Genomic DNA, 17309 nt, shown 5'->3' with positions numbered 1-17309 from the left:
AAATTAGGCATTTAATCATTTTTCAAAGTGTAAGCTGTAAATTGCTTTAACTCTGCTGCTTGAGGCAAATGAAAACTCAAAATTGGTTGCTTTGTCTTAGATGCCTGATCCAATAGAAAAACTTGGTAGGTCTGTTTTTTGGAATCATCACATTGAAAATTTAAATTTTTTTGTGTGGGACTATTGAGCTTGACTGCATGATCAGAAGACACGGTGTAAAGGTAAATTTTCTGCTGATCTGGAGATTCAATACTTTTTGTAAAACGATAATGACTGTTGTGCGTCACTTTTAAGAATCCATCAATTAAGGATGTACAAATAAATTTTTGCTCAAGTGCAGCTTGATCGATCGCATGCTCTGGTTGGCAAGCTGTCAAAAGTGTTACCAAGGGTAATATCAAATATAATTTATCGTTGTTCATGTGGCCTCCTGTGTCTTTTTAACTGTAAGACCATCATAAATTTGCTAGGTTTATAGATACAGATACACAAATTTTATAAAAATGAGCACAGTTCATGTTTCAGTATCAAATCTTAGCCAAACATATCAAACAGAAAATTTTGAGTGGAGAACTTTGTTCAGGACAGAAGCTCATTTCCCTTCGACAATTTTCAGCATTACATGCCGTCAGTTTAAATACAGCAAAAAATTGTTATACATTATTGGAATCGGAAGGGCTCATTACTGTTAAAAATAAATCGGGTTATTTTGTTCAACATTTGAAATCCAGAAACGATCCGCCAGTGTTGCCTTATCATCGTGAATTTGATGCTGAAGCAAAGGATATCACTAACTTAGATTTGCAAATTGAAATACAGGAGTCTTCAACCAATAATCGATCAATTCATTTAGGTGCAGTACAAATCTCTCCAAATCACGTGCCTGTAGATGCAATCCGAAAGTCAATTCAACGTGCTTTAAAACACAGTCAACCAGAAGATTTCCTTTATAGTAATCGACAAGGGCATTTGAGATTGAGACAAGCTTTATCAGACCATTGGGCTGAAGATGGGTTTTATATCAATCCAGACGAGATTTATATCACCAATGGCTGTATGGCTGCGTTATCACTCGTGGTTCAGCTCTTGACCAAGGAAGGGGATGGCATTGTGATTCCAACCCCAAATTTTAATGGTCAATTACAGTTGTTAGGGACACTGAAACGCAAGTTGATTGAGATACCTGCAAATGTGGATGGTTTTGATTTAGAACGTCTAGAAAGAGCTATGCAGCACCCCGATACCAAAGCCTGTCTATTGACTGTGAATTATCAAAATCCACTAGGATTTGAGCTTTCAAATCATGATAAGCAGAAGATTGTGCAATTGGCTGAACAGTATCAATGCTATGTGATTGAAGATGATATTTATGCTGAATGTAGTTTTAATTTACAACGACCTTTACCGATCAAACATTGGGATGAAGCAGGCTATGTCATTTTATGCAGTTCAATATCAAAATCATTGTCCAGCGCATATCGAGTAGGTTGGTTTTGTTTACCGCCAAGGCTTAAACATTTACATCGTCAAATTGTCATTCAAAATGTCAGTGTGAATACACCTTTGCAATTGGCTTTGGCTGACCTGATGTATAGTAGAGCCTATCGTGAGCATCTACTCCGATTAAAACCAAAATTAAATCATCAAGTTGATGAATATCGACAAACGATATTAAGCGCTTTTCACGGGATTGACATTGGTTTAAGTCAGCCAGATGGTGGCTATGTTTTATGGCTGCAATTGCCGACACATATTGATGGTTTAGAACTCTATTATGCCGCACGTCAACATGGTATTAACATTGTTCCCGGAGATGTTTTTGGAGAAGAGCGCCGTTATAAAAATTATATTCGCTTAAATGCAGGGCATGAACTGACTCATGAAATTCATGACTCCATCGTGTTTTTAGCGGATTGGGTGAAACAAAAAATGAGGTCATCATCCCAAGCACCTTCTTAAAAGGATTATGGCGCTAAACTAAGCTTTTTAAAGCAGTGATTTTCATGATCATCAATCATTCCTACCGCTTGCAGATAAGAATAGATAATGGTTGGACCCACGAATTTAAAACCATTCTTTTTTAGAGTTTTAGACAGTTGCAGGCTTAATTCGCTTTGTGTTGGTGCTAAGCGATAGTCTGGCACAGAATGAACTTTGGGTTGATGCCCTACAAAACTCCATAACCATTTGACCATATCAGGCATGATTTGGCGCATATTCAACCATGCTCGAGCATTATCTCGAATCGCCTTTAGTTTACCTAAATGACGAATTATGCCCGGATCTTGTGTTATTTCGATTAAATGTTCATCTGTAAAAGTCGCAATTTCTTCAATGGTGTATTGAAAGAAATGATGTCGATATCGCTCGCGTTTTTTTAAAACAATAATCCAAGCGAGTCCTGCTTGCTGACCTTCTAAACAGAGCATTTCAAATAAGGTGTGTTCATCATATACAGGAACACCCCATTCTTGATCGTGATAATCAATATAAATCTGCTCATCGGAGCACCAGCTACAGCGTTGAATCGTCATGCGAATGCTCCGAAGTGATCAAATGGTAAAAGCAACCCACTGATCGTTTTGATTGTCCCAAAAGAACAACTCTGCTTGTTCTAAATCCGAAAAATTAATCCAGAAATCTTTACCTGCTTTATTTGCAAAACCAGTGCTAATCAACAGAGCTTCTTCGGTAATTTCCATAATCCAGCCCTGATGGCTTTGTCCATTTAAGACAATACGTTGTTGATTGCCAGATTCTGCAAATTCAACTAGACGATTAATCAAGGCTTCTGACATGAAAACTTCCTAAAAATAAAAACTTTAATTTAACGTAAATAAGGGTATGGATTGACAGGGCCTCGACCGCGACCATCTAAGTAAATTCCATAATGTAAATGAGGGGCAGTATGTCGAGCATTACCCGTATTGCCGACATAACCAATATGGTCACCTCGTCGCACGAAGTCACCCTCATTGAGACCTTTTTTATGCTGATCTAAATGCGCATAATAATGCCAAGAACCAGCGGGTCCTAAAATCCAAATGACTTTCCCACCCAGCTTATTATCGCGCATACTGCGAACAATTCCATCAGTTGCACTATAAACTTTTGTACCACGAGCCGCCAAGATATCAATGCCTTCATGTGTTCGACCGTGACTTCGTGATGCACCCCAAGTGTCTGTCAGTTGTCGCGCTTTTACACCTTGTACTGGGATAGGTAATTTTCGATCCAAAGGAAGCATATGTAAGCGAGCAACGAGGGTTGGATCAAGCGGCGTTTGTTTTGGAGGTTGGCTACTGCAGGCGACAAGTAAAATAGCTACACTTAGGATGATGTAATGTCGCAAATACTTAGTCACTCGAACTCCTTGATATGATACAGCCACACTTATTTGAATCGACTATGTCACAAATTCACGGCTGAGATCAATTTTTTCATCGCAGTTGGAATGCCCATTTCTGTTACAACTTGTGGAGCGAGCCATTCACCTCCTAATTCTGTTTGGAGGTATTCCATCTGGTCGAGATCAACATGGAAAATATGTGCATTCAGTAACCAGGTAAAGTGGGTGAAACTGTGTGAAATTTGAGTTGGTAATTGATTACTCACCAAACCATATTGCTGAGTCAATTGACTAAATTCTGAAGTTTCATCAATGATGGGTAAGGTCCATAAACCACCCCATAAGCCTGAATGCGGACGTTGTTGCCATAACCATGTATTTTCAGTACTTCGCAGTAATAAAACATCCGCAGTCTTTATAGGCACTGCTTTTTTTGGCTTTTTAAATGGTAACTCTTGTGTCAGACCCTGCTTTAAAGCTTGGCATTCTGACTGCATTGGACAGTACAGGCAAAGTGGTTTTTTAGGAGTACAAATTGTTGCACCCAAATCCATAATGGCTTGCGTGTAATCATGGTTGCGTTGTTCAGGACAGAGTTGCTCGGCTAATTCCCACATTGCACGTTCATGGACAGGCTTCGATAAATCATCTTCAATGGCAAAGAAACGTGCTAAAACACGCTTAACATTTCCATCCATTATCACGCCGTATTTGCGTAATCCAAGTGACATCAATGCACCAGCAGTTGATCTACCTATTCCTGGCAGGGCCATCCAAGCTTCTAAAGTCTCTGGAAAATGTCCATTTTGACTTACGATTGTGGCTGCTTTATGCAGGTTGCGAGCACGCGCATAATAGCCTAGACCTGCCCAGTAAGGAGCAACTTCATCCCAAGTAGCACGACCTAAATCGGTGACCGTCGGAAAGCGCTCAATAAAACGATCATAGTATTTCAGAACAGTTTTCACTTGGGTTTGCTGCAACATAATTTCAGAGACCCAAACTTTGTAAGGATCATCTGCGACTTGCCATGGCAGGTCATGTCGACCATGTACATCAAACCAATCCAGTAACGCAGTTGAAAAAGAAAACATGAAAATACCATTAATACAATCTGTGCTCAGTATAACCAATCTAGGCAAAGACCTTTTAAAAAAGCATGAAAAAAGGCGCATATTGCGCCTTTTTGTAAAATCAACATTACTCTTGAATAATGCCCCAACGACTATCTAATTTAAGCGGTTGGTTTTTGTAACGAGGAATAATATGGATGTGTAAATGTTCCGACTCTTCATCGCCAAAAACTTTGCCATCATTAAAAGCGATATGAAAGCCTTCCGGATGATGACGGATTTTTAACTCGTTACGTGCCAGTTCTAACAATGACTGTAAACTTTTACGCTCTTTATCGGTAATTTCAAAAAAAGAACTCACATGACGTAAAGGAATAATAACGGAATGTCCTTTAGTCAACGGCTGCTGTTCTGGCAAAATCACACCGAATTCATTTTTATCAATCACATCATATTCATCGTGATTGCAATAAGTACATTGTTCACTCATCCTTATATTCCTCTTATATTTTATCTTCTTTCTTCAATAATCTTAGCGCTAATAAACTTTGAAAGTAATTAATCTAAGTGACGCGACAGTAACTCATACATCGCAGCTAAGCTTTTTTCCTCAGCTTCAGCGTTATAACCGAGATCTACATCATTGGCTTTTGCCCGTTCATCAGCTTGTGGATTGCTAAAACCATGTTTTGCATCCTCAAAGATAATGACCTCATGTGGTACCTGAGCTGCAAACATTTCTTCTTTAAATTGTGCCACATCATCTAGCGTGACCATGCTATCTAGCTCACCATGCAAAACCAGAATTTCAGCTTTTACTTGACCTTGTTGAGCAGGTGTTTGCGCAGATAAATTAGCATGGAAGGTAGCAACTGCTTTTAAGTTCGCACCAGAGCGAGCAAGATCTAAAACAACTTTTCCGCCGTAACAAAAACCAATCGCAGCTAATCGAGTTGCGTCAACTTCAGGCTGTGCAGATAAAGTGTCTAACGCAGCTGTAGCGCGTTGTACAATTGTTTCAGGCTGTGCGAAAGTTTGCATCATCCACTCATTTGCTTGAGAAGCTTCAGTGGTTACCTTTTTGTCGCCGTACATATCAATGGCAAAAGCAGCATATCCTTGTTCTGCAAGTTCTCGAGCACGTTGTTCTGTATATTCATTACGACCCCACCACTCTGGGGCTACAATAATACCCGCAGCTCCTGAAGAGTTTTCAGGTGCGGCAAAATAACCAATCAATTGTGTACCATCTGCCGCTTTATACTGAATTTCTCTTGTTTGAATTGCTGAAGTCATTATTGAAAGTCCTTTCGTTTATGAAAATCAGCAAAGATTAAAGCATAAATGTTTTCCGAAGTGATGAATTTGCAATAAGAAAGTAAAATCAAATGTGAGAATTTATGAAAGATTAGAATATGTAAAACGCGTATCAATGAACGGATAAAAAGAAATAAAAAAGAAGAAGGAGTACCTTCTTCTTTTCATCAATCTTGTGTTTTCAATTTAATCTAGTGATTTATAACACTAGACTTTGCCTCTTGAAATAAAGCCTACAATTGCGAGAATCACTGCAATCACAAGTAAGATAATTGCGAAATCTTTAGATAAGCCTGCTACACCACCAAACCCTAGCAAACTTGCTATCAATGCAATCACTGCAAAAATAATCGCCCAACGGAACATTTTGATTCTCCATAAATTTTTATTAATGTTCATTCAGTATAAGAAAATAAACTGAGCAAAATGTATACAAAGGGTATTTTAACGTAGAGTATTGATATTCTTTAGTTAATCAACTGTAACTGAGATTGATGAAATTTTATGAGAATTATTAGTGATATACTGACTCAAATTTTTGATATTTAGCTGAATCATGAGCACATCTTTACGCCCTGAATTTTGGAAACATTATTCACTGTTTGAAATGAACCAAGCAGAGTGGGAGGCACTGTGTGATGGTTGTGGTATGTGTTGTTTGGTTAAATTAGAAGATGATGAAACCGAAGAAATCGCATATACCAAAGTTGCTTGCAAACTTCTAGATTGTCAGACGGGGCATTGTTCAGATTATGAAAATCGTCAGGTGCATGTACCTGACTGTATTCAGTTAACGCCTGAAAAATTACAACAAATACGATGGCTACCTTCGAGTTGTGCATATCGACGTATTAATGAAGGTAAAAAGCTACCGAATTGGCATCACTTGGTGACAGGCAATACACAAAGTGTGATTAGTGCTCGAAAATCTGTAGCAGGTCGTTGTATATCTGAACAGCTTGTTAATGAAAATGAAATAGATGAATACATCGTGCGGTGGGTACGCTAGTACATTCAATTGCTAGACTGCACATATTTTGTAATATAAAAACACTTTTAAAATGATCATTGCCGTTTAATCCTTGAGACTGATATTCAAGGATTTAAAAAGGGAAAGGCATGTTAAAAGCTGCAAAACTGATTTGGATTGTTGGTTTGAGCGGAATCATAATGGCGTGTCATGCCAATCAAAATAAAGCCACTGAAGCACAGAATCCGCAGGAATCAACAGTCAAAAACGAAAATTCAAAAGCTCAAGAACAACGATATCAAGTTGAAAAAATTGCTCTATTTAATGAACCATGGGCGATTGCAACTTTACCAAATGGTCAACTGTTAATTACAGAAAAGTCAGGCATACTTAAGTTGTTTGACCCACAATCAAAACGTAGTTTTAACGTGGCTGGTGTGCCTCAAGTTGCTTATGGCGGACAAGGTGGGTTAGGTGATGTTTCAATTCATCCTAATTTCAATAATAACGCTTGGTTATATCTCAGTTATGCCGAAGAAAAAAATGGATTGTTTGGTGCAGTGGTAATCCGAGCGAAATTGGATTTATCGAATATCGAAGCACCGAAACTAACGGATATCGAACGCATATGGGAGCAAGTCCCTAAAGTGTCGGGTCAGGGGCATTATGCACATCGTATAGTGTTTGACCAGCAAGCGAATTTATGGATTAGTTCAGGGGAACGGCAGAAGTTTCAGCCTGCACAGGATATGCAGTCTAATCTAGGTAAAATTGTATATTTGTATGATGATGGTCGTGCTCAAGAATCTAATCCATTTGCCAAACAAGGTGGTGTCTCAGCGCAGATTTGGAGTTTAGGTCATCGTAATCCTTTAGGTATGGCATTTGATCATCAAAATCGTTTGTGGGTGGCAGAAATGGGCCCTAAAGGTGGCGATGAGTTCAATCTTATTGAAAAAGGTAAGAATTATGGCTATCCAATTGTATCTAATGGTGATCACTATGATGGGAAACAGATTCCGAATCATGAAACGCGACCTGAATTTATAGCCCCTAAACTTGATTGGTCTCCAGTGATTTCACCCTCGAGTCTGATTTTTTATAAATCTAACTATTTTCCACAATGGAAGAACAAAGCCTTAATCGGTGGATTATCATCGAAAGCCATTATTGTGGTAGATCCACAATCTGAACCTGTACGAGAAATTCAGCGCTTGGATATGGGGGTTCGAGTACGAGACTTGCATGAAGCGAAGGATGGCACAATTTGGGGAATAGAAGATGGACCGCAAGCTTATTTATTCAAATTAAAAGCAAAACTCGAATCTGAGTAAAATGAAAAATGTTGAATAGTGATGGTTGTTTTGACTATTAATATTGGAATTTGACTATTACATAGTAGACTAGTCAACAGCACTTTGAGATCTATAAAAAATATGTCCGATACACAAATTCCGCTACCTGAACGCTTACGTCCACGTGATTTGTCTGAGATTATCGGACAAGATCATTTACTTGGTGAAGACGCGCCTTTACGTCAAATGATTGACCAAGGACATTTACCTTCGATTATTTTTTGGGGGCCTCCAGGGGTCGGCAAGACCACTATTGCGCTGTTGTTAGCTCAAGCTGTAGATCGTACTTTTATTAGCTTGTCTGCACTCAACACTGGTGTTAAAGAGCTTCGAGAAATCATTGGGGAAAGTGGCGATCTCATTGTGCCAGTGGTTTTTATTGATGAAATTCATCGCTTTAATAAATCTCAACAAGATGCCTTACTGAGCGCAGTAGAAAAAGGCAAGATTACTCTGGTTGGTGCAACCACAGAAAATCCTTCTTTTGAAGTTAATAATGCTTTGTTGTCGCGCTGTCAGGTGTATACGCTGAATGCATTATCTGAGCATGATATTCAACATTTAATTGAACGTGCACTCAAGCATGACCAATTTCTGAAAGACCGTCATATTCACATCGAAGAATATGATGCATTAATTCAATTTGCCGCAGGTGATGCTCGTAAAGCACTCAATTTATTGGATCTCATTGCGAGCACATTTGAAGCAGATGTTGAAAATATGGTCACTAATGCCATCGTGGTAAAAGTAGCTCAACAAAATATCGCGCGATATGACAAATCTGGTGAGCAGCACTATGATTTAGTCTCAGCTTTCATTAAATCAATTCGTGGAAGTGATCCTGACGCTGCACTATATTGGATGGCGAGAATGTTAAAGGGGGGAGAAGATCCCGTCTTTATTGCACGTCGGATGTTGATTGCCGCTTCGGAAGATATTGGAAATTCTAATCCTAATGCGTTGTTATTGGCTGGGGAGTGTTTTAGATCCGTTCAAGCGGTTGGAATGCCAGAATGCCGTATTATTTTAGGCCAATGTGCAGTGTATTTGGCCACAAGCGCGAAAAGTAACAGCACTTACTTAGCAATCAATAAAGCATTAGAGTTGGCTGAACGTACGTCAAATCTTCCAGTTCCATTACATTTAAGAAATGCTCCGACCAAGTTAATGAAAGAGCAGGGATATGGTGTAGATTATTTATATCCACATCACTATCCAGAACATTTCGTGTTGCAGGATTATATGCCTCCAGAGCTGAAAGGCACCAAATTGTACGAATCAGCTCGTAATAAGCGTGAAGTCGAAGCAGAGCGTTTACAGCAGCGACGCTGGCAGCAAGAGCAGCAACAACAATAAAAAAAGCCCAGTTCTATGGGAAGCTGGGCGAAAAGCGATTCATTTGGTCGGCAACTACAGTCTCTCTCTTGAGCCACCAACTCCTGTAGTTGCCTGGTATAAAAATATATTAGTTGAACTTAGTAATATTGTAAAAACGATCATTTTAATAAATAACATTAATTTATTCGATTAATGGGGGTAAATTTAAAAACAAAAACAACAATTGAGTTTTTTAATGATCAATGACCCAGATTTGTCATCTTATTTAAATATCGATTCGATAAATTAATAGCATTACCAATGAGGAGAGAGCATTGGTAATGCTACTTAACAAAAATAATGAATGTATAACAATAATTTGAAAATATAAAAATAATATCACCAGATACAAAAAAGCCGAGTCATATGACTCGGCTTTATTTTATCTAAATTTTGATTTAGATATCAGAAAGGTCAACACCAATACGTGTTGCAACTTCTTCATAAGCTTCAACCACACCACCTAAACCTTGGCGGAAACGGTCTTTATCTAATTTTTTCTTGGTATCTTTGTCCCATAGACGGCAACCATCTGGAGAGAACTCATCACCAAGAACGATACGGTCATGGAACACACCAAATTCAAGTTTAAAATCAACTAAAAGCATGTTGCCTTGAGCAAAAAGATCTTTTAAAACCACGTTTACTTGGTGAGTTAACTCTTTCATACGCTCAAGTTGTTCAGCAGTAGCCCAACCTAAAGCAATTGCTTGAGATTCATTCACCATTGGGTCGCCCAAAGCGTCATCTTTGAAAAATAATTCAAATGTAGGTGGTGTAAGTTCTAAACCTTCTTCAACACCCAAACGACGGCAAAGCGAACCAGCTGCATAGTTACGGATTACACATTCAACTGGAATCATGTTTAACTTTTTAACCAAAACTTCGTTTGGCGTTAAAAGTTTTTCGAAATGAGTTTCGATACCTGCAGCTGCAAGTTTTTCCATGATAAAGGCGTTAAAACGGTTGTTCACCTTACCTTTGCGATCTAGCTGTTCGATTTTTTCGCCATTAAATGCTGAGGCATCATCACGAAAGACTAAAATCAGGTGGTCTGCACTATCGGTTTCATAAACGGATTTAGCTTTACCAGTATAGAGCAAGGTTTGTTTTAACATGGTGGAACCTTTTTCAGAAAAAATATGCCTAGAACGACTAGGCTGGCCAGTTTTGATAAATCTGGGTTAACAGGCTCGCAGCTTTTTGTTTGTCTGCAAACGCGTTAGTTGGGGTAAACACGGCCAAGGTATGACTCGAACCTACAGATGTCAGTTTAAGCACTAAACTTTCACCATCCACTTGAATTGTCGCGGAATGGGGATTCTTAGGTTGATTGACAAAGTTGTAGTTGAGGCTACTGAGGGTGGCGATTGTGTATTGCCAAATTGTAGCAGAATTTCCGTCAATTTTGATCAACGGATTGCCATTTCCATCAGTTAAAAGTTGTGGACGACCGACAGCAGTTGATTGTTCACTCTCAACAGGATTAGAAACGGTTGGTGCCACATTAGGACGAGGTAGCTCGAAACGATTACCTCGCTTATTAACCATTTGTGGCGCATTGTCTATTGCAAGCTGTTCAACAACAGGCGCTGGATAAAGCGGTGTTGCTGGTCTAACCATTGAACCTTCAGGAAATTTAAGCGGGGTTTGTGCAGTAGATTTTTTATAATCGAGTGAACCATTATCGATACCAATCGTACTACAACCGACCATGCTGAGGGCTGAAAGGGCAAGGGGTAAACCAAAACGTAGTTGCATAGTTGTTAAACTCTTCTTTAAATAATGCTCGCAGCTTTTAATGCATCACGCAGTGAAGCTCGATATTGTTCTGCTAATGGAGTAAGTGGTAAACGGATACCTGTACCAATTAATCCCATTTCATGAAGTGCCCATTTCACAGGAATTGGGTTTGATTCACAAAATAGAATTTCGTGTAAATTTGCAACTTGATCATTAATTGCTTTTGCTTGAGCTGCATCACCCACTAAACCAGCGGCACACACTTGGCTCATTTGCTTTGGAGCAACGTTAGCGGTCACAGAAATATTACCTTTCGCACCATGCTCAATCAGTTGATATGCTGTTGCGTCATCACCTGAATAGACCACCATATCTTTGCCTTCAAGTGCTTTTAAAAGCTCAGCACCGCGAGGAACATCACCTGTTGCATCTTTAATACCTACGATTTGAGGAATATCAGCAAGACGAACTACAGTTTCATTGCTCATATCAACGCCAGTACGGCCAGGTACGTTATAAAGAATTTGCGGTAAATCAACAGCTTCAGCAATTGCTTTGTAATGCTGATACAAGCCTTCTTGAGTCGGTTTGTTATAATATGGCGTTACTAAAAGTGCAGCATCTGCACCAAGCTCTTTAGCTTCTTTGGTAAGCTCAATCGCTTCATGCGTTGAGTTTGCGCCTGTGCCGGCAATAATTGGAATGCGTTTATTGGCTACACGAATGATTTCTTTAATCACTTGAGTGTGTTCAGCCATGCTTAAGGTCGAAGCTTCACCTGTTGTTCCCACGGCAACGATACTATTTGTACCTTGTTCAATGTGCCATTCAACAAGCTTCTCGAGACCCTTCCAATCAACAGTTCCATCTTCAAACATTGGAGTGACGATTGCGACGATTGAGCCTTGAATTACCTGAGCTTGCTGAGTAGTCATTTTAAAACACGATCCTATTTTTCCATCCAGTGAAGGTTGAGAAGCGAAGTTTGGATGGGTATGTATTTTGATTTATATCACGATCCAATATGCCTGCATACTGGATAATGCGTATGCAAATTATGAACTAAGCTACCAATAAGAACAATATGAATTCACTTCAGTCAAAAAAAAGTTTAGTTAAAACAAGTAACTTTTTTTAAAAAAAGCAATTTTAAGACCTTATGGTTAGGCATTTAAATAACAGGGAAGATAGATGTTCGTCTATGAAAGTATTGCGGATAAAAATGAAAATTCGAACTAAAATCTGACCAATTTACCCTGAATTAATAGCTTATATCACTTACATCAGATTTAAGATGTATGTATGTACAGGTGAATAGACTAATAATTTTTAAATTATGTGATTATTATAATTTATAAAACGTCTTAATTTTTTTACTTAAAGGTTAAATTATTCTAATACTTATAGATTTTATAATAGATTTTTCTTGGTTTTTTCCTAAATAAAAAAAATAATTAATCGTTTTGAAGACTAGAATTTATTTTGGTTGGCAAGAGGTATGAAATTTAATCTTATTTTGATTACATTTTATTACACCATTTGATAACTCTCACTTTCATTGACTTACATAGATAATCGGGCATCGGACTCAAATGCTGATGAGTGAGGGAAGTTCAATGCAAGAATCAGTAAGTAACAAACATGCAATTTTGACGGTAGGTATCTGCTTCCTCATTGCAGTAATTGAAGGCTTAGATATTCAGGCTGCAGGTATTGCAGCTGCGGGTATCCGTGAACATTTTGGTTTAGATAGTTCACAATTAGGTGTGTTTTTTAGTGCCGGTATTTTAGGTCTGTTACCTGGGGCACTGGTAGGTGGGCGTATTGCGGACCGTATTGGTCGTAAAACAGTTTTAATTTGGTCTGTTGCTGTTTTCGCTGTATTCACTTTATGTACGGTATGGGTAAATAGTTTTAACAGTTTATTGGCTGTACGTTTCCTTGCAGGTGCAGGACTAGGTGCAGCAATGCCAATTCTCATCACTTTGGCTTCTGAAGCTGTAACCCCACAAAATCGTGGTCGTGCTGTAGGGCTAATGTATTGCGGTATGCCTGTCGGTGCTGCGATCTTATCTTTAATTGCAAGTACAGATTTCGGTGCTAACTGGAAAAATATTTTCTATCTTGGTGGTTTATTACCATTAATTGTTATTCCAGTGATGATGAAGTTCTTACCTGAATCTAAAGAATTCTTGAAAACGCAAAATAGAACTGAAGCTGAAATTGCAGAAGCTCCACAAGGTTCGTTTAAAGATTTGTTTAATTCACAGAATCTTCTTCGTACGATGTTCATCTGGTGTAGCTATTTCTTCACGCTCATGGTGGTTTACATCATGCTCAGCTGGTTACCTTCTCTATTCCAGGAATTAGGTTTCTCAAGAAAAGAAGGTGCAACAGCGCAATTCTACTTCATGGTAAGTGCAACTGTAGGTACTGTGATTTTAGGTGTATTAACTGATCGCTGGAAAAAAGCTTATGTGATCTTGTTAATGTACGGTGGTATTTTGGCTGGTCTTCTTGCATTGAATGCAGCAAGCTCACTCACACAAATGTATTTGGCTTCAGCATTGGTTGGTGCTTTCGTGATTGGCTGTCAAGGTGTGCTTTACGCATTTGGCGGTATTGTGTACCCAACAGAAGTACGTGGTACAGGTGTTGGTGTGGCATCAGCAGTAGGTCGTATCGGTGCTATGCTTGGGCCAGCAATTGCAGGATCATTGTTAACGGCTGGATTTGGTGCAGCAGGAGTAATCTCTGCAGCAATCCCTTGTATTATTATTTCTGCAATCTTCATGTTAATGTTGGTACGTCGTATCCAAAATTAAGACAAAAACATAGATTAAAGCCTGCTTGATGCAGGCTTTTTTTATAGAATTTTGATATCAAATTTTCAACTCAAGCAATTGTAGTTCTCATGATCCTATGCAATAGTCCCTAACAATTTTAAAAATATTGGGAGCTGAAAAGGATGTTCCAACCACAACAAAGTGCACTTATCGTTGTTGATGTTCAGAATGGATTTACCCCTGGGGGAAATTTGGCGGTAGCGAATTCAGATCAAATTATTCCAACCATTAATTCACTTGCTCAGCATTTTGAAAATGTTGTCCTTACCCAAGATTGGCATCCTCAAGACCATATTTCATTTTTTGAAAATCATCCTGGAAAGTCTGCTTACGAGACGATTGAATTAGCTTATGGTCGTCAGGTGTTATGGCCTTCACATTGTGTACAGGGTACACATGATGCAGATTTCCATCCAGAGTTGAATATACCCAAAGCGCAGTTGGTCATTCGTAAAGGTTTTCATCCACATATTGATAGTTATTCTGCCTTTTTAGAAGCTGATCATCGAACATCGACTGGCTTAGCAGGTTATCTGCGTGAGCGTGGAATTCGTGACATCTTCATTGTCGGGATCGCCACTGATTTTTGTGTGGCTTGGACGGCAATTGATGCTGCAAAATTAGGTTTTAACAGTTATGTCGTGTCAGATGCGACTAAAGGCATCGATTTAAATGGTTCGTTGCAACATGCATGGCAAGAAATGCTTGCACAAGGTGTGAAACGAATTTACGCCAAAGAACTGATGACTCTCAGACACTCAGCGCAGACCATTTAAAGGCATGGCTCAAGATCATACGTCGTTAATCCAACAAGTGAACTTCTAAATGAAAGCTATCAATCAATTCGTGCAGAAAACCTTTGCGCTGTGGGTACTCCTATTTGCAGGAATTGCCATGTATATGCCAGAAGCTTTTATTTGGCTTAAGTCTTATATCACTTGGATGCTCGGGATTATCATGTTTGGCATGGGAATGACCCTGTCGTGGGAAGATTTTAAAAGTGTTCTCAGCCAGCCTAAGGCGGTTGCCGTTGGCGTGAGTGCTCAATTTATAGTGATGCCATTATTGGCATGGGGATTGTGCATAGCATTTCGATTACCCGCTGAAATTGCCGTTGGCGTACTCCTTGTTGGATGTTGTCCCGGAGGAACAGCATCTAACGTCATTGCTTATATGGCAAAGGCAAATGTGGCTTTGTCCGTCGCGTGTACCTCAGTTTCAACGATGTTAGCACCTTTGCTGACACCATTGATTTTTTATCTCTTAGCGAGTCAGTGGATCGATATAGATGCGGTAGCAATGCTTGTATCGGTAATGCAAGTGATTTTGTTCCCTATCATTTTAGGGGTGATCGTGAGCGGCCTATTTAAGCAAAAAATAGATCGATATATCGCAATGATGCCTATGGTTTCAGTCATCGCGATTGTATTGATTGTGGCTGCGATTATTGCTGGAAGTAAAGTGCAAATTTTACAGTCAGGTTTACTGATCCTTGCTGTTGTAATTTTACATAATGGATTAGGATATTTTATAGGTTATTGGGCTGCAAAATTATTGCAGCTCAATCAAGCAGATGCTAAAGCAGTTTCGATAGAAGTAGGGATGCAAAATTCTGGCTTAGGCGTTGCTTTAGCTGCGGTTCATTTTGCGGCAACCCCCATTACAGCACTTCCAAGTGCAATTTTTAGTTTGTGGCACAATATTTCTGGACCCGTCTTGGCAAGTTATTGGGCGACGCGTGACAAAGCTCACCTTAAAAAACATGAATATGACGATGATGTGATTAAGTAGCTGATTTTATTTCATTAACTGATCTAGAAATTCTTTTTCAGTCATGATGTGGATACCATGTTGCTTTAAAAGCGCTGCTGTAACACCGTCCGCATTTATTTTTGTACCCGAAAAAGAGCCATCATAAATCTGACCAAAACCACATGATGGACTTTTAGCTTTCAAAATCGCATGAGTAATCTCATGTTTTTTCGCAAAAGCTAATGTCTGTTTTGCTCCTAAAATAAATGCTTTGGTAACATCTTTTCCCGAAAGATCAATCACTTTTGCATGACCACTCAAAACATCGGAGCCTGTTCCTTTTTGAATTTCAGCAGGGGCTCTGGGAGTGCTAAGTCCTCCAGAAATTTCAGGGCAGGTTACGACGGCCTGATCGGTATCAATGAGCATTTTAATTTTTTGTTGAAGGCAATGTTGACCATCGTAGCGAACTGGATGTCCGACTAAACATGCACTGATAAGATATTTCATTTGATAAAAAAAAGACCGATAATTTTCATTATCGGTCTTTTTGTATGAGAGTAATAAAGTTTCATACTGATTGAGCCTTATCTCATTGATATTTCGACTTAGCAATAAATGGAAGAAAAAATAAAGTTTCATACTCAGCTTTATCTTTTCTTCTACTTTAACTTTTAATCGAGTAATAAAGTTTCATACTGAAATGAAACTTTAGGCTCGGTGAATCTACTTTGATATTATATCAGTGATGTTAGAAAGTCAGTATAAGCTTTCAGTTTTTCAATATCTTGAAGTAATTGGTTTTTCTTTCTTAATATTTCAGTTTTTAGTTCTGGAAAGTCTATAAGGGCTTGTTCAGAAGCTTTGATTTGGTTTTCGTAAATCATTTGCTTTTCTTTTAATTCACTTGTTTTGAAAGTAAGTTTTTTAAAATCATTTTTGACAGCTATTAGATTAAATTGTTTTCTAAACTCGAGCATGCTTTCTGTTTCAACGAATGTTGAAAGTCTTGGATTGTCAGAATGAATATTTTTGGCCAAGTGCCCTTGTTTAACAAGTTTTCTTAGAAGTCTATAAAGCTGCTGTTGGTTGATTCGTTGCTTTTCATCTTTTGAAAGATTCAAGTTTTTCCAAATTTTGTTTGATGTCCATCCATCAATTTGATTGTGGGATAGAAGTAATAGAAAAGATTGAAAGATAGGTGAAGCTATTTGTTTCATGATGAAAAACTATAAAACTCAAAAAAAAGAGGATTATAGTCCGTGGATATATAGTCCTCAAATAGTGATAGTTCTGTTTTTTAAGCATTTGAATGTTTATGTCAGAACTTACTATTCAATTTGGGCAATTGGTTCGAAAATACAGAAAAGAAAAAAGCATGTCACAAGAACAATTGGCATTGCTTTGTAACATGGATCGGAGTTATTTAGGGCGGATTGAAAGAGGAGAGGTAAATCCTACATTGGAGAAAATTTATGAACTAGCAGATCAATTAGGTGTTAGTTCAAAAGATTTATTGCCATAATT

Annotated in this window: 21 protein-coding genes; 8 read left to right on the top strand and 13 right to left on the bottom strand. The window is 38.5% G+C overall.

All coding sequences use genetic code 11. From position 1 onward, the window contains the following. Positions 1–11: 11 nt before the first annotated feature. Positions 12–422 carry a hypothetical protein gene (locus tag AC1M9C_RS03790; protein WP_481586939.1) on the bottom strand — a complete coding sequence of 137 codons (411 nt, stop codon included), beginning with the start codon at positions 420–422 and terminating at the stop codon, positions 12–14. Between the two features lie 94 nt (positions 423–516). On the opposite strand from AC1M9C_RS03790, the gene AC1M9C_RS03785 reads away from it, so the two are divergent. Continuing rightward, positions 517–1959 carry an aminotransferase-like domain-containing protein gene (locus AC1M9C_RS03785; protein ID WP_481953243.1) on the top strand — a complete coding sequence of 481 codons (1443 nt, stop codon included), beginning with the start codon at positions 517–519 and terminating at the stop codon, positions 1957–1959. Between the two features lie 5 nt (positions 1960–1964). Here the strand turns inward: AC1M9C_RS03785 and AC1M9C_RS03780 are convergent, their stop codons facing one another. From AC1M9C_RS03780 to AC1M9C_RS03750, 7 genes are all read right to left on the bottom strand, one after another. Continuing rightward, positions 1965–2534 carry a DNA-3-methyladenine glycosylase I gene (locus AC1M9C_RS03780; RefSeq protein ID WP_481586937.1) on the bottom strand — a complete coding sequence of 190 codons (570 nt, stop codon included), beginning with the start codon at positions 2532–2534 and terminating at the stop codon, positions 1965–1967. Positions 2535–2552: 18 nt separating this feature from the next. Then, positions 2553–2798, bottom strand: coding sequence for a hypothetical protein (locus tag AC1M9C_RS03775; RefSeq protein ID WP_481953242.1), 246 nt, complete (start codon positions 2796–2798; stop codon positions 2553–2555). A gap of 29 nt (positions 2799–2827) precedes the next feature. Beyond that, a complete protein-coding gene (locus tag AC1M9C_RS03770) occupies positions 2828–3352 on the bottom strand; it encodes a M23 family metallopeptidase (RefSeq protein WP_035264946.1) in 525 nt (174 codons plus the stop codon). Positions 3353–3411: 59 nt separating this feature from the next. Beyond that, positions 3412–4443 carry an A/G-specific adenine glycosylase gene (gene mutY / locus AC1M9C_RS03765; RefSeq protein WP_416224315.1) on the bottom strand — a complete coding sequence of 344 codons (1032 nt, stop codon included), beginning with the start codon at positions 4441–4443 and terminating at the stop codon, positions 3412–3414. Between the two features lie 106 nt (positions 4444–4549). Then, entirely contained in the window at positions 4550–4918 is a 369-nt protein-coding gene (locus AC1M9C_RS03760) for an HIT family protein (RefSeq protein ID WP_265596980.1), read from the bottom strand. 62 nt (positions 4919–4980) lie between these two features. Beyond that, entirely contained in the window at positions 4981–5718 is a 738-nt protein-coding gene (locus AC1M9C_RS03755) for a dienelactone hydrolase family protein (RefSeq protein WP_092766589.1), read from the bottom strand. Positions 5719–5946: 228 nt separating this feature from the next. Continuing rightward, entirely contained in the window at positions 5947–6105 is a 159-nt protein-coding gene (locus AC1M9C_RS03750; protein WP_035264869.1) for a DUF1328 domain-containing protein, read from the bottom strand. Between the two features lie 190 nt (positions 6106–6295). Here AC1M9C_RS03750 and AC1M9C_RS03745 point away from each other — a divergent pair, with 190 nt between their 5' ends. The 3 genes from AC1M9C_RS03745 (at position 6296) to AC1M9C_RS03735 (ending at position 9420) form a co-directional block, all read left to right on the top strand. Next, positions 6296–6748 carry a YcgN family cysteine cluster protein gene (locus AC1M9C_RS03745; RefSeq protein ID WP_481953241.1) on the top strand — a complete coding sequence of 151 codons (453 nt, stop codon included), beginning with the start codon at positions 6296–6298 and terminating at the stop codon, positions 6746–6748. 110 nt (positions 6749–6858) lie between these two features. Beyond that, positions 6859–8043: a PQQ-dependent sugar dehydrogenase gene (locus AC1M9C_RS03740; RefSeq protein WP_180028374.1), complete on the top strand. Its 1185-nt coding sequence runs from the start codon at positions 6859–6861 to the stop codon at positions 8041–8043. 102 nt (positions 8044–8145) lie between these two features. Next, positions 8146–9420 (top strand): replication-associated recombination protein A, encoded by a 1275-nt coding sequence (locus tag AC1M9C_RS03735; RefSeq protein WP_481586932.1) that lies wholly within the window; start codon positions 8146–8148, stop codon positions 9418–9420. A 419-nt stretch (positions 9421–9839) separates the two neighbouring features. On the opposite strand, the gene purC is transcribed toward AC1M9C_RS03735, so the two are convergent. The 3 genes from purC to dapA are packed head-to-tail and all read right to left on the bottom strand — an operon-like array spanning position 9840 to position 12119. Then, the gene (gene purC, locus AC1M9C_RS03730) at positions 9840–10559 is read right to left on the bottom strand and encodes a phosphoribosylaminoimidazolesuccinocarboxamide synthase (protein ID WP_092766585.1); all 720 of its coding nucleotides are present in this window, start codon (positions 10557–10559) and stop codon (positions 9840–9842) included. Positions 10560–10596: 37 nt separating this feature from the next. Then, positions 10597–11202, bottom strand: coding sequence for a lipoprotein-34 precursor (NlpB) (locus AC1M9C_RS03725; protein WP_035264860.1), 606 nt, complete (start codon positions 11200–11202; stop codon positions 10597–10599). Positions 11203–11219: 17 nt separating this feature from the next. Further along, positions 11220–12119, bottom strand: a complete 900-nt coding sequence (gene dapA, locus AC1M9C_RS03720) for a 4-hydroxy-tetrahydrodipicolinate synthase (protein WP_179999608.1) — start codon at positions 12117–12119, stop codon at positions 11220–11222. 681 nt (positions 12120–12800) lie between these two features. Here dapA and mhpT point away from each other — a divergent pair. From mhpT to AC1M9C_RS03705, 3 genes are all read left to right on the top strand, one after another. After that, positions 12801–14009: a 3-(3-hydroxy-phenyl)propionate transporter MhpT gene (gene mhpT / locus AC1M9C_RS03715; protein WP_035264856.1), complete on the top strand. Its 1209-nt coding sequence runs from the start codon at positions 12801–12803 to the stop codon at positions 14007–14009. A 143-nt stretch (positions 14010–14152) separates the two neighbouring features. Then, the gene (gene pncA / locus AC1M9C_RS03710; protein WP_481586931.1) at positions 14153–14806 is read left to right on the top strand and encodes a bifunctional nicotinamidase/pyrazinamidase; all 654 of its coding nucleotides are present in this window, start codon (positions 14153–14155) and stop codon (positions 14804–14806) included. A 49-nt stretch (positions 14807–14855) separates the two neighbouring features. Beyond that, positions 14856–15821, top strand: coding sequence for a bile acid:sodium symporter family protein (locus AC1M9C_RS03705; RefSeq protein WP_481953240.1), 966 nt, complete (start codon positions 14856–14858; stop codon positions 15819–15821). 6 nt (positions 15822–15827) lie between these two features. Here the strand turns inward: AC1M9C_RS03705 and AC1M9C_RS03700 are convergent, their stop codons facing one another. Both AC1M9C_RS03700 and AC1M9C_RS03695 read right to left on the bottom strand, forming a co-directional pair. Next, positions 15828–16292 carry a 2-thiouracil desulfurase family protein gene (locus tag AC1M9C_RS03700; RefSeq protein ID WP_481953253.1) on the bottom strand — a complete coding sequence of 155 codons (465 nt, stop codon included), beginning with the start codon at positions 16290–16292 and terminating at the stop codon, positions 15828–15830. A 227-nt stretch (positions 16293–16519) separates the two neighbouring features. Beyond that, positions 16520–17002, bottom strand: coding sequence for a hypothetical protein (locus AC1M9C_RS03695; RefSeq protein WP_481953239.1), 483 nt, complete (start codon positions 17000–17002; stop codon positions 16520–16522). 92 nt (positions 17003–17094) lie between these two features. Between AC1M9C_RS03695 and AC1M9C_RS03690 the strand changes: the two genes are divergently transcribed. Then, positions 17095–17307: a helix-turn-helix domain-containing protein gene (locus tag AC1M9C_RS03690; protein WP_481953238.1), complete on the top strand. Its 213-nt coding sequence runs from the start codon at positions 17095–17097 to the stop codon at positions 17305–17307. The last annotated feature ends 2 nt before the right edge of the window (positions 17308–17309 follow it).

This window comes from Acinetobacter sp. 24-47-39 (genome assembly GCF_056783825.1).
The sequence above is the reverse complement of the archived record's forward strand: the minus strand, read 5'-3'. Positions and strand labels throughout refer to the sequence as shown.